Here is a 10982-nt window from a genome sequence, read left to right as displayed (position 1 = left end):
CAGGGTCGCGGTTACTTCAGACCGCTGCCTGGGTGATGCCGGTCCAGCCGCGACCGTAGAAGCCGATGCCGAGGAGCAGTTCGCTGGCCGGGATGCGCTTGTTACGGGTATTTCGCTGGCACACCCACTGTGGCCTGGGCATCCTTAAGGGTGTCTCAATATCGCGTTGTCATTGGCTTTGACCTCGACATGACGCTGCTCGATACCCGGCGGGGCATCGCCGCGACATGGCGAGCGCTTACCGTCCGTACCGGGGTGCGCGTCGACGCGGAGTTGGCCGTCAGTCGACTGGGTCCGCCGCTACGGCAGGAAATGTCGGAATGGTTCCCTTCGGAGCGAATCGAAGAAGCCGTCAGCATCTACCGATCGCTGTATCCGGACCATGCGATCGCACCATCCGTGGCGCTCCCGGGGGCGCTCGAGGCACTCGTCGCCGTCCGCGAGGCCGGCGGGCGGATCGTGGTCATCACGTCGAAGCTGGGTCGGCTGGCCGAGCTCCATCTTGCACATTTGGGCATTTCGGTTGATCACGTCTACGGTGACGTGTTCCATGCGCAAAAGGCCGACGTACTGCGTGCCGTCGGCGCTTCGTTGTACATCGGTGACCACGTGGCCGACATGCAGGCCGGAGTTCTGGCGGAAGTTCCGGCCGTCGGGGTGACCTCCGGCCCCTGTTCGGCCGACGAACTCCGGGCCGCCGGCGCGACAATTGTGTTCGAGGATCTGCACCCGTTTCCGGCATTTCTCCATCGCATGATCTCGGTTGGCCGTGCGGGAAGCGGTGACTAGCCTTGTTGTGCATATACCGGCGCCGTGCGGCCGGGACGGGTCGAGACTGGGGAGCAGGGGCAGCGTGCCGACGGGTCGAGTGAAGTGGTACGACCAGGAGAAGGGTTTCGGGTTCCTCACCAACGACGACGGGGGCGACGTCTTCGTGCACAAGGCGGCCCTGCCGTCAGGCGTGAGTGAGCTGAAGACCGGTCAGCGGGTCGAATTCGGGGTGGTCGAGAGCCGCAAGGGCAGTCAGGCACTGCAGGTCAAGCTGATCGACGCACCGCCGTCGGTGCAGGAGGCCCGGGCGATCGCCAACCGCCGGGCTCCGGAGGAGCTGCACGGCCTGATCGAGGACATGATTCGGGTGTTGGAGGCCAAGATCCAGCCCGACCTGCGGCGGGGCCGATTCCCGGACCGGAAGACGTCCCGCACCGTCGCCGAGGCCGTTCATCTCGTCGCGCGGGAGCTGGAAGTCTGAGATCGCGTTCCGCGACGGAAATGGGCCCCGCTCGATGCGGGGCCCATTCGACGTTCGGGATGCTCAGCCCCGGACGAGCGGGGTGGCCGGGACCAGGCCCTCCTCCTCGGCCCTCGTCAGCAGGGCGTCGACCGCGGCGTGGCCCTCGGGCCCCAGCGACTCGGTGAACTCGTTGACGTAGAGCTTGATGTGCTGGTCGACGACGTCCTGCTCCATCTCCTGGGCATGGGACAGCACGTAGTCGCGGCTGGCCGACGGATCGGCCCACGCCTGCCGCACCGACTCCTTGATCCAGGCGGTCGCCTGCTCGGGGTCGACCCGGTCACGGCGCGCGACGATCGCGCCCAGCGGGATCGGCAGCCCGGTGTCCTCCTCCCACCATTCGCCGAGGTCGGCGAGGGCGTGCAACCCGTGCCGCTGGAAGGTGAACCGGGCCTCGTGGATGACCAGTCCCGCGTCGAACCGCCCCGCGGCGACGGCGGGCATGATCTCGGCGAAGGGCACGATCTCGACCCGGGCGGGCGGGTCGCCGGCCGACCAGAGGCGCATCAGCAGGTAGGCCGTCGTGCGGTCACCCGGCACCGCGACGGTCTTCCCGCCGAGGCTCGTGATGCCCCGGTCCTTGACCAGCACGAGCGGGCCGCAGCCGCGTCCGAGGGCGCCGCCGCAGGGCAGCAACGTGTAGCCGTCCAGCAGCCACGGCAACGCCGCGTAACTCACCTTGACCAGGTCGAACTCGCCCCGCTCGGCCGCCGTGTTCGTGACGTCGACGTCGGCGTAGGTCACGTCGAACGCCGGCGCCCCGGGGACGCGGCCGTGGGCGAGAGCGTGGAAGACGAACGTGTCGTTGGGGCACGGCGAGAAAGCGAGCGAAAGCGTCACAAGCCCGAATCTAGCCCGCACCGCGAGAGTCGCACCCGGAGTGGCGAAACGCCCGGTGTGACGCTCACGACTCCGCTTCCGCGGGGCCGCATGATCGATCTCAGTGGTTGTCGTCCGGCAGTCGCTTCGTGCGGTCGAGGCCCGAGGGGCGATACAGCGTGTAGCCGGGCGGCGCCGAGGGCGTCACGCCTTCGTCGACGTCGACCGGGGGCATCTTGCGGGTCTCGCCCACCGGCGATCGTGTGCCGGGCGGCGGCATCTCGTCGGAGAGGCGGCGGGTGCGCCGCCAGCCGAACCGCCGTTGTCCGTCGCCCGTCGGCTGCGCCGGCATCTTCCGCGTCGCCGCGTCGGGCGGCGCCGTCCGCCGGGTGGCCGCGTCGCCGCCGGCCGGGCGCGGCACCGTCGTCGCGTCGGAGTCCGGGCTCCGGGTGGTGCGCGGCGGTGTGGTGCTCGGCGCTGCGCTGCGGGCTGCTCCGCCGGCCCGGGCGGCCGCGGTCGTCTCGTCGGGATCCTGCACCGCGCCGGCCTCCTCCGCCGGGGCGCCGTGGAGGCGCTCCCCGCGCAGGACGACCGCCGAATACAGGGCCCGGACCGCGCCCAGCGTGACGAACGCGGCCGCGACGATCATGCCCCACCGGCCGCTGAACGGGATGAGGCCGACCGCGCCGCCGAGCACCCACGCCACCATGAGCAGCGTCTCGGAGTGCGCGAACGCACTGGCCCGGACCTGCTCGTCGATGCGCTCCTGGATGGAGGCGTCGACGGCGAGCTTCGCCAGGCCGCTCGCGATCGCGGTGAGCAGGCACAGCAGAGCGACGGCGCCGAGGGAGTTGCGGTCGGCGGCGATGATCGCGACGAGCGCGACGAGCACGATCCCGATCGCCTGCAGCAGCGCCGGACGGTGGATGCGCAGGCGGGTGCCGATCGCTGTGGCCAGGAAGGAACCGACGCCGAGCGCGCCGGCCACGGCCACGACCGCCGCCTGGTCGGACAACTCCCAGGAGGCGAGGCGGACCGGCAGCGTCCCCTCCTTGATGGCGAACGCCAGGAACAGGGTCAGGAACCCGTAGAGCGCGCGCAAGGTGGCGCTGCCGAGCAGCGCGGCGACGACGATCCTGCCGGACAGGACCTTGGGCCCGCGGTACCCCGGGCGGCGCAGGATGCTCGGCATCGTCTCCGGCGGGTCGGAGTCGGCACGTGGCGGCAGCCGGAGCGCGGTGACCATGCCGTAGAAGAACACGATCATCGACAGCCGCAGCGGCCATTCCGGACCGAAGTGGCCGGCCAGCAGGCCGACGGGCAGCACGATCGCGCCCGCGAACGTGCCGAAGACCGACGCCCGGGCGCCGGCCTCGGACAGCCCGAGACCGGCCGGCAGGACCCGCGGAACGGCCGCGCTGCGGGCCACGCCGTAGGCCCTGGAAAGGACCAGCATGCCGAAGGCCGCCGGATAGAGCGCCCAGCCGGCGAGGTGCTCGGAGATCAGGAACGCCAGGAACGCCCGGCCGAGCATCGTGGTGGCCAGCGCATATCGGCGGCCGTGGCGGAACCGGTCGAGGACGGGGCCCACCACCGGCGCCAGCAGCGCGAACGGCAGCATGGTCACGACGAGGTAGAGCGCGACGCGGTCCCGCGCCTCACCGGCCGGCACCGAGAAGAAGATGGTGCCGGCCAGGCCCAGCGCGACGAGGGTGTCGCCGGCGCACGACGCCGCGTGCAGATCGAGCAGGCGCAGCATGCCGGCGCCGCCGCCGGCACCTCGCTCGCGGACACGCAGCAGGTTGCGACCGAGGAATCGGCCGGCCCTGGTGGTGCCGACGGTGGCGACCCGCGCCGCGCGGACGGTGGTCACCACGGTCTGCGCGACGCCTCGAATCACCGACATGCACACCATCCTGAACCATGGGTGCGACAACTTGCGGCACGCCGGGGCCGCCGTGCTCAAAGGGCGTGGCGATGAGGAAGAATGGAGAGGTGACTGCCTCGACTGCCCCCACACGCGGAACCCGCGCCGCAAAGCCCGACCAGGTCTGCGCGGACGCTGTTGAGGTCGCCCTGCTGGGCCTCGACGTGGTCGATCCCGGCCACGTCGGCCAGCACCTCGGCGTCGTCGCGGAAGGTGATCGGCTGGTCACACACTTCTTCGAGTGCGGCCTGCCCGGCTACCGCGGCTGGCGCTGGGCGGTCACGGTCACCCGCATTCCCCGCAGCAGGCAGGTCACGATCTGCGAGTCGACGCTGCTGCCCGGCCCCGATGCCCTGCGCGCGCCCGAGTGGGTGCCCTGGCAGGAGCGGCTCCAGCCGGGTGACCTGGGCGTCGGCGACCTGCTGCCGACCCCGCCCGACGACCCGCGGCTCGCGCCTGGCTACGTGCGGTCCGACGACCCGGCGGTCGAAGAGGTCAACTGGGAGCTGGGCCTCGGGCGGGTCCGGGTGATGTCCCGGGAGGGCCGGCTCGACGCCGCCCAGCGCTGGTATGACGGCGACCGCGGCCCCAACGCGCCCATCTCGGTCGCCGCGCCGGCCTTGGCCCGCTGCGCCTCCTGCGGGTTCTTCCTCCAGCTCGCCGGCTCGTTGCGGCAGGCGTTCGGGGTGTGCGGCAACGAGTTCGCCCCCGACGACGCGCAGGTGGTCTCCGCCGACCACGGCTGCGGCGCCCACTCCGAGGTGCTGGTCGAGCAGGTCCAGGCGGTCGACGAGCTGCCCACCGTGTTCGACGACAGCGAGGTCGAGTCGGTGTCGGTGAGCCGCGCGCCGGGTTCGGTCGACGAGGCCGGGCCCGCCGAGCCCTATGGTCACGGCTGAGTCCGACTACACCGAGCGGCGCTCGCGCATCCCGGGCGCCGTCGTCTGGTCGCGTCACGTCCGCGAGGACGGCGCCGGCCGCATCCTGCCCGACGGCTGCATGGACGTCATCCATTGCACCGGTGAGCTGTTCGTCGCGGGTCCGGACACGACCGCCCATCTCTCCTGGAGCCCCGCCGGGCGGCGCTTCACGGCGGTCCGGTTCGCGCCCGGCACCGCGCCGGGGATCCTCGGCGTCCCGGCCGAAGCGTTGCGCGATCAGCGCGTACCACTCGAGGCGTTTTGGCCTTTGCGACGGGTCCGTCGGCTCGCCGGGATGCTCGACGAGGCGTCCGACCGGGCGGCCGTCCTCGAGGCGGCGCTGATCGGCGAGGTCCGGCCGCCGGAGCCGTGGGTGGGCGCCGCCGTCGCCCGGCTGCGGACCGGTGCCTCGGTGGGCGCGGTCGCCACCGAGGTCGGCCTCAGCGAACGGCAGCTACACCGGCGCTGTCTGTTCCATTTCGGGTACGGGCTGAAGACGCTCTCCCGCATCCTCCGCGTCAACGACGCGCTCGACCTGGCCCGCGGCGGGATGGCGTTCGGCGAGGTCGCGGCCGTCGCCGGCTATGCCGACCAGGCCCACCTCTCGCGTGAGGTGAAGGCGCTGGCCGGCGCGCCGCTCACGGCTGTGCTGGGCCTTGTGGCCTCACCCGGTGTCACAGCTTCGTCCGGCCTCGCGGTTTCGCCGGGCCTCGCGGTTTCGCCGGGCCTCGCGGTTTCGCCGGGTTGAGGCGTCTCAGGGCCGTGCCGGGTTGAGGGCGTAGAGGTCGACGCCGTTGCCGTCGGGGTCGTGCACGACGGCGTAGCGCTGCCCCCAGAACGCGTCCCACGGCGCCAGCTCGCTGTCGTAGCCCGCCTTGACCAGCTCGTCGTGCAGCCGGTCGACCTCCTCCGGCGAGTCGCACTCGAAGGCGAGCCCGATCCGGCCGGCGCCCGGCACGGCGGACCAATCGGGGTGGAAGGAACGGAGGGTCTCCTCGGTGTCCCAGGTCACCTTCGTGCCGCCGGGGAGCACGTGCTCGACATGCGGACTGCCGTTCTCGCTGTCCGGCACGTCCAGGCCGAGGCGGCGATAGAAGGCGAGCGATCTACCCATGTCGGCGACCACGATGCCGATCACGTTGAGTTTCGGTGCCATGCGGCTCACGCTATGGGGCGGTCTGGCGCTCCGTCTTGAACGAATCGGACGCCCCGGCCTCCTTCGCGCGGCGCCGGCGGCGGTTCCGGTCGTGGACGATCATGGTGAGCAGGCCCGGGATGCCCCACAGTGCGCCGGCGACCGTGATGCCGAACCAGTTGCCGTGGCCGGCGTCGGCGAGCTCGTCGCGGAACGGCAGCATGATCAGCCCGGCGACGACCCACAGCGCGATGCCCGCCAGTGCGAACGGCACCATCGGCGGGTCGAGCGGCTTCGGCGGCGTGGTCACGCACCCACGGTACTCCCCGTGATCACCGCCACAGGTCGTTAGCCATGCTCATTAGATATGCTAACGAGTGTGATGATCCGTGTTCCCAAAATCGCAGGTGCCCAGCTCGCGGCGGCGCTCCGGGACAGCATCACCCGCCTCAACCGGCGACTGCGCCAGGCCCGCCCGCTCGGGGATCTCACGATCACCCAGCTTTCCGCCCTGACAAGTCTCGAGCTGCACGGCGCGCTCACGCCGCGTGAACTCGCCGAAGCCGAGCGCGTGCAGCCGCCGACGCTCACCAAGATCGTGGCCAAGCTCGAGGAGCGCGGCCTCGTGCAGCGCACCCCGCACCCGACCGACGGCCGCCAGGTCATCCTGGCCGCCACCGAGACGGGTCGCGCCGTGATCGTGGAGCACCGCCGTGCCCGCGACGAGTGGCTGGCCAAGCAGCTCATGGCGCTCACCCCCGAGGAGCGGTCCGTCCTGGCGCAGGCGGCCGAGATCCTCGGGCGGATCGGTCGCAGCGCATGAGCGGCACAATCTTCGGTTCGCTGAAAGTTCGCAACTACCGGCTGTTCACCACCGGCCAGTTGGTCAAACTGCTCGGCACGTGGATGCTCTTCACCGCGCAGGACTGGCTGGTCCTGCAACTCTCCGACAACTCGGCCTCCGCGCTGGGCATCGTGACGGCGCTGCAGTTCGCGCCGGTGCTGCTCCTGACGTTGTACGGGGGGCAGCTCGCCGACCGGTACGACAAGCGTCACCTGCTGCTGATCGCCAACGCCGCCGCGGCCCTGGTCGCGACCCTGCTCGGCGTGCTGGTCGTCACCGGCGTGGTCAACCTCTGGTGGGTCTTCGTCACGGCCGGCCTGTTCGGTGCGATCAGTGCGATCGAGGCGCCGGTGCGGCAGGCGTTCGTCTCGGAGCTCGTCAACAATGAGCTGCTGCCCAACGCGCTGTCGCTGTCGTCCGCGACGTTCAACACCGCGCGGGTGGTCGGCCCGGCCGTCGCCGGCATGATCATCGCACTCCTCGACGACCGCACCGGGCCGATCTTCCTGCTGACCGCGGCGCTGAGCGTCGGACCCCTGGTGTCGCTGATCCGCATGCGCGCCGCCGAACTGTTCCGGGCCGAGCGGCGCACGATCGCCGCGCGCGAGGCCCGGACGGTCGACGGCCTGCGATATGTCCGGCGCCGTCCCGATCTCAGCCTGGTCATCTTCCTGGTGCTGGTCATCGGGCTGGTCGGCTTCAACTTCCAGCTCACCCTCGCCGTGCTGGCGCGGGTCGAGTTCAAGGTCGACGCGCAGTACTTCGGCCTGCTCACCACGGCGATCGCCATCGGCGCCCTCGGCGGCGCGCTGGCCAGCTCGCGGCGCCTTGCGCGTCCGTCGATCTGGCTGGTGCTCACCGCGGCACTGCTGTTCGGCGGCTTCGAGACCCTCGTCGGCTTCGCGCCGTCCTTCTCCCTGGCGGTCCTGCTCCTGCTGCCGACCGGGTTCTTCATGGTGTACTTCGCACAGGCCGCCAACCAGCGTGTCCAACTCGGGACCGACGCCGCCTTCCGCGGCCGTGTCATGGCGCTGTACGTCCTGGTCTTCCTCGGCAGCACGCCGCTCGGGGCGCTGGTCATCGGCTGGTGCGCGGAGCGCTACGGCCCCCGCTCCGGCATCTGGGTCGGCGGCGCGGCGTCCATGCTCGCAGCGCTGATCGTGACCGTGTTGCAGCTCCGCAAGGTCGGTGGCAAGGTCCGGGTTCACCTGCGCCCCCGCCCGCACGTCCACGTGGACACCCCCGTGCTGGAGCCGGTCCGCTGAAAAATGTCGTACCCCTGTGGTTGAGTCGTGGGTATGGAACGTTCAGGTTGGCTGAAGTGTCTCGCCGACGATTACCAGCGGTTGCGGTCTGCCGCCACGACAGATCTCACCGCCCAGGTCCCGAGCTGTCCGGACTGGACGGCGGCCGACCTGGTCCGGCACGTCGGCGAGGTCTATCTGCACAAGGCGGCGGCGATTCGGCAAGGCGAGCGGCCGGACCCGTGGCCGCCCGCCGGTCTGGAGTCCGAGGAGCCGATCGCCCTGCTCGACCGGGCATACGGTGAGCTGACGGACCAGATCGCCCAGCGCGGCGACGACGAGCCCACGTGGACCTGGCACGAGCCCGACCAGACGGTGCGCTTCTGGATTCGCCGCATGGCTCAGGAGACCGTCATCCACCGCATCGACGCCGAGCTCGCCATCGGCGCGCCGGTCGCCCCGATCCCCGACGACCTGGCGGTGGACGGCATCGACGAGGTGCTCAAGCTGTTCGTCGCCTACGGCTCGCACACCTGGCGCGAGGAGTTCGAGCCCGACCTCGCCTCCGCCAAGGGCCGCACGGTCGCCGTCAAGCTGGACGGCGGCCCCGCCTGGCTGGTCCGCACCGACCCCGACGGCGTCACGGTCACCGGCCCTTCCCCGACCACGCCATCCTCCGACGCCACGGTGAGCGGCGACCCGGTGGCTGTGTTGCGGTGGTTGTGGGCGCGAGAGTCTGCCCCGACGGCCGATGCGCAGTCCCCGGTCCGGGTGGATGGTGACGAGGAAGCGTTGGCAGAAGTTCGCCGTCTGCTGGCCACCGCGACCCAGTAGCCGCCGGACGCTCTGCCGCGTTGAACCGGGTAGCGGGGCTGGGTCGGCGGCGGCGAGGGGGCACCGCCGACCGAGCCCCGCTGTACCAGGCCCGCGCCGCGCATGTGCCCAGACCGGCTGGCGGCGGTGCTTCGGCCTCTGGTTCACTGCTCGCGCGGGCCGGTACTGATTCCTTTTCGTCCGCTTGCGCGTAATTTGCCCGTTGGCATGCAACCGCGGCTGTCGGTCGGCGCGCGTTCCGGCGCAATCCCGCCGCTAGGCCGGACAACTCCATGATCATGGGAAAGATGTGGCTGCCCCGATAGCCAGATCTTTCCCATGATCATGGAGTTGTCCGGCATGGAACGCTGCCCGGGGGCAGTGGCGACCGCGAGCGGCAGAGACCCACCCCGCACGACTCTGCGTCATCGTCCCGTAGCGCAACGCCGGGATTGACGGGCGACCGCACGGCTGCACTTCGCGGCCTTGCTCGATCATGAGCGGGCGACGCGATCCGCCGTTGGCCGGCCGTGATGTCCATTTTGCGGTCGCCGCGTCGGAGTCTCACGATTGCGGGGCATTTCGCGGCCTGGGACACCGAAGAAAACTCTACGAGCATGAGTCACTGCCGGTCGGCGACCGCTTGGGAGGTATCGGTTCCGCCAAATTGGTGGCGATCGTTGTTGGTGCGGGCTTAGCCTCGAACCGTGGGCGTGCCGCACGGCCTGCTGGTCGCCGGCGCCATAGGGCTCATCGCCGTGGCGCCGTGCCTGGTCTGCCTGTTGCTGATCTCCGCCGACGAAATTCTTGAACGAGTCGGGCGTGCCGTTCGGCGGATCGTCCGGCGGCGTCGGCGTGATCAGCCTGCGCGCGGCGGGCGGTGGACCGAGACCCGCCTCGGGCGCCGCTGGCAGCTCAGCCGCCTCGGACGCGGCATCCACGAAGCCACCGCCGGTGAGCGGCACGCTCCCGCCTGCCCGCCGATCGAGCAGGTGGCGGGAGACCTTCGGCGGCTCAACCGGCTCCGGGGCGGGATCGCCCTGCGGTCGCCGGTATGGTTCAACGCTGTCCAGCGGGCATATGACGAAGGGCTGCGGGTCGCCTGCCGCCAGCTCGGCGTCGATGAGTTCCTCGACGACCTGGCCGGGGCCGACCTCGAGCTCGAGCGGATGCGGCTGGAGGGCGAGTTGGAGCGCGCCGGGCTGGTGCTGCGGGACGCGGGGGCGCAGCAGCGTTGAGGTTGTTCATCGCGGCGTACCCGCCGGCCGATGTCCGTGAGCACTTCGGGGACCTGGTTGCCCGGCTCGCGGTCGCGCGCCCCATGCCGCCGGGGTGCTCCACCAGGCTGGCCACCCCGGACCGCTGGCACCTGACGCTCGCGTTTCTCGGCGACCTGACGGAGGGGCAGGCGGACGACGCCGCCGACGCGCTGCGCGACCTGCGGGTGGGCCCGCCCACGGTGCGGATCACCGGCGGGAGCCGCTTCGGCCGGGGCCGATTCACGATCATGGTCGCCGACCTCAGAGACGTGGCCGCGGAGCCCAGGGGAAAGGATGCGGTCGCGGAACGCGGAGGAGTGGACGCGGCCGCGGAGCGCGGGGAAGAGGATGCGGTCGCGGAGCGCAGTGGAGTGGACCGGGTCGCGGAGCGCGGGGGAGAGGACCGGGTCGCGGAGCGCGGGGGAGAGGACGCGGTCGCGGAGCGCAAGGCGTTGGCCGGTCTCGCGGACGCCGTCCGCAAGGCCCTGCGGCGGCGACGGGTGCCGTTCGATCACAAACCCTTCCGGCCGCACATCACGATCGCCCGGCCCGGGGACCGGCTGCCCGCCGCCGAGCTCGCCGCCGACCTGGCGGCCCTGGACGCGTACGAAGGACCGTCGTGGACCGTCGACGAGGTGCGACTGGTGCGCAGTTTCATGGGGCCGAGACCCGAGTACGAGTCGATCACGACGGTGGCACTGACCCCGTGAAGGGCAGCGCCACCGGA

The 10982-nt window shown here is 71.2% G+C and carries 14 protein-coding genes; 9 read left to right on the top strand and 5 right to left on the bottom strand.

Annotated elements, in window-relative coordinates:
* Window positions 1-16 precede the first annotated feature (16 nt).
* On the bottom strand, window positions 17-142 hold the full coding sequence (locus Drose_RS35780) for a hypothetical protein (RefSeq protein ID WP_260729977.1): 126 nt from the start codon (window positions 140-142) through the stop codon (window positions 17-19).
* A gap of 47 nt (window positions 143-189) precedes the next feature.
* Here Drose_RS35780 and Drose_RS35775 point away from each other — a divergent pair, with 47 nt between their 5' ends.
* Complete coding sequence (locus Drose_RS35775; RefSeq protein WP_260725627.1) at window positions 190-789, top strand: HAD family hydrolase; 600 nt, start codon at window positions 190-192, stop codon at window positions 787-789.
* Between the two features lie 64 nt (window positions 790-853).
* Window positions 854-1252, top strand: coding sequence for a cold-shock protein (locus Drose_RS38885; RefSeq protein ID WP_313899972.1), 399 nt, complete (start codon window positions 854-856; stop codon window positions 1250-1252).
* 63 nt (window positions 1253-1315) lie between these two features.
* On the opposite strand, the gene Drose_RS35765 is transcribed toward Drose_RS38885, so the two are convergent.
* Window positions 1316-2134 carry a 1,4-dihydroxy-6-naphthoate synthase gene (locus tag Drose_RS35765; RefSeq protein ID WP_260725626.1) on the bottom strand — a complete coding sequence of 273 codons (819 nt, stop codon included), beginning with the start codon at window positions 2132-2134 and terminating at the stop codon, window positions 1316-1318.
* Window positions 2135-2234: 100 nt separating this feature from the next.
* Window positions 2235-4019: an MFS transporter gene (locus Drose_RS35760; protein WP_260725625.1), complete on the bottom strand. Its 1785-nt coding sequence runs from the start codon at window positions 4017-4019 to the stop codon at window positions 2235-2237.
* A gap of 71 nt (window positions 4020-4090) precedes the next feature.
* On the opposite strand from Drose_RS35760, the gene Drose_RS35755 reads away from it, so the two are divergent.
* Window positions 4091-4939, top strand: coding sequence for a DUF3027 domain-containing protein (locus Drose_RS35755; RefSeq protein WP_260725624.1), 849 nt, complete (start codon window positions 4091-4093; stop codon window positions 4937-4939).
* A complete protein-coding gene (locus Drose_RS35750) occupies window positions 4926-5708 on the top strand; it encodes a helix-turn-helix transcriptional regulator (protein WP_260725623.1) in 783 nt (260 codons plus the stop codon). The genes Drose_RS35755 and Drose_RS35750 overlap by 14 nt, the downstream gene beginning before the upstream one ends.
* A gap of 6 nt (window positions 5709-5714) precedes the next feature.
* On the opposite strand, the gene Drose_RS35745 is transcribed toward Drose_RS35750, so the two are convergent.
* Window positions 5715-6116, bottom strand: coding sequence for a VOC family protein (locus Drose_RS35745; protein WP_260725622.1), 402 nt, complete (start codon window positions 6114-6116; stop codon window positions 5715-5717).
* A gap of 10 nt (window positions 6117-6126) precedes the next feature.
* Window positions 6127-6372, bottom strand: coding sequence for a DUF2530 domain-containing protein (locus Drose_RS35740; protein ID WP_260729932.1), 246 nt, complete (start codon window positions 6370-6372; stop codon window positions 6127-6129).
* Between the two features lie 105 nt (window positions 6373-6477).
* Between Drose_RS35740 and Drose_RS35735 the strand changes: the two genes are divergently transcribed.
* From Drose_RS35735 to Drose_RS35715, 5 genes are all read left to right on the top strand, one after another.
* Entirely contained in the window at window positions 6478-6918 is a 441-nt protein-coding gene (locus tag Drose_RS35735; RefSeq protein WP_260725621.1) for a MarR family winged helix-turn-helix transcriptional regulator, read from the top strand.
* The gene (locus Drose_RS35730) at window positions 6915-8204 is read left to right on the top strand and encodes an MFS transporter (RefSeq protein ID WP_260725620.1); all 1290 of its coding nucleotides are present in this window, start codon (window positions 6915-6917) and stop codon (window positions 8202-8204) included. The genes Drose_RS35735 and Drose_RS35730 overlap by 4 nt, the downstream gene beginning before the upstream one ends.
* A 33-nt stretch (window positions 8205-8237) precedes the next feature.
* Entirely contained in the window at window positions 8238-9017 is a 780-nt protein-coding gene (locus Drose_RS35725; RefSeq protein WP_260725619.1) for a maleylpyruvate isomerase N-terminal domain-containing protein, read from the top strand.
* A gap of 686 nt (window positions 9018-9703) precedes the next feature.
* Window positions 9704-10234, top strand: coding sequence for a hypothetical protein (locus tag Drose_RS35720; protein WP_260725618.1), 531 nt, complete (start codon window positions 9704-9706; stop codon window positions 10232-10234).
* The gene (locus Drose_RS35715) at window positions 10231-10965 is read left to right on the top strand and encodes a 2'-5' RNA ligase family protein (protein ID WP_260725617.1); all 735 of its coding nucleotides are present in this window, start codon (window positions 10231-10233) and stop codon (window positions 10963-10965) included. The genes Drose_RS35720 and Drose_RS35715 overlap by 4 nt, the downstream gene beginning before the upstream one ends.
* Window positions 10966-10982 lie beyond the last annotated feature (17 nt).

It is taken from the genome of Dactylosporangium roseum (assembly GCF_025264685.1).
In the GTDB taxonomy this organism is placed as follows: Bacteria; Actinomycetota; Actinomycetes; order Mycobacteriales; family Micromonosporaceae; genus Dactylosporangium; species Dactylosporangium roseum.
The sequence above is the reverse complement of the archived record's forward strand: the minus strand, read 5'-3'. Positions and strand labels throughout refer to the sequence as shown.

What these genes read in the sequence shown, in the direction of transcription:
- Drose_RS35780 (WP_260729977.1), bottom strand. Translation starts at nt 142, where the DNA reads ATGCCCAGGCCACAGTGGGTGTGCCAGCGAAATACCCGTAACAAGCGC.
- Drose_RS35775 (WP_260725627.1), top strand. Translation starts at nt 190, where the DNA reads ATGACGCTGCTCGATACCCGGCGGGGCATCGCCGCGACATGGCGAGCG.
- Drose_RS35760 (WP_260725625.1), bottom strand. Translation starts at nt 4,019, where the DNA reads ATGTCGGTGATTCGAGGCGTCGCGCAGACCGTGGTGACCACCGTCCGC.
- Drose_RS35755 (WP_260725624.1), top strand. Translation starts at nt 4,091, where the DNA reads ATGAGGAAGAATGGAGAGGTGACTGCCTCGACTGCCCCCACACGCGGA.
- Drose_RS35750 (WP_260725623.1), top strand. Translation starts at nt 4,926, where the DNA reads ATGGTCACGGCTGAGTCCGACTACACCGAGCGGCGCTCGCGCATCCCG.
- Drose_RS35745 (WP_260725622.1), bottom strand. Translation starts at nt 6,116, where the DNA reads ATGGCACCGAAACTCAACGTGATCGGCATCGTGGTCGCCGACATGGGT.
- Drose_RS35740 (WP_260729932.1), bottom strand. Translation starts at nt 6,372, where the DNA reads ATGGTGCCGTTCGCACTGGCGGGCATCGCGCTGTGGGTCGTCGCCGGG.
- Drose_RS35735 (WP_260725621.1), top strand. Translation starts at nt 6,478, where the DNA reads ATGATCCGTGTTCCCAAAATCGCAGGTGCCCAGCTCGCGGCGGCGCTC.
- Drose_RS35730 (WP_260725620.1), top strand. Translation starts at nt 6,915, where the DNA reads ATGAGCGGCACAATCTTCGGTTCGCTGAAAGTTCGCAACTACCGGCTG.
- Drose_RS35725 (WP_260725619.1), top strand. Translation starts at nt 8,238, where the DNA reads ATGGAACGTTCAGGTTGGCTGAAGTGTCTCGCCGACGATTACCAGCGG.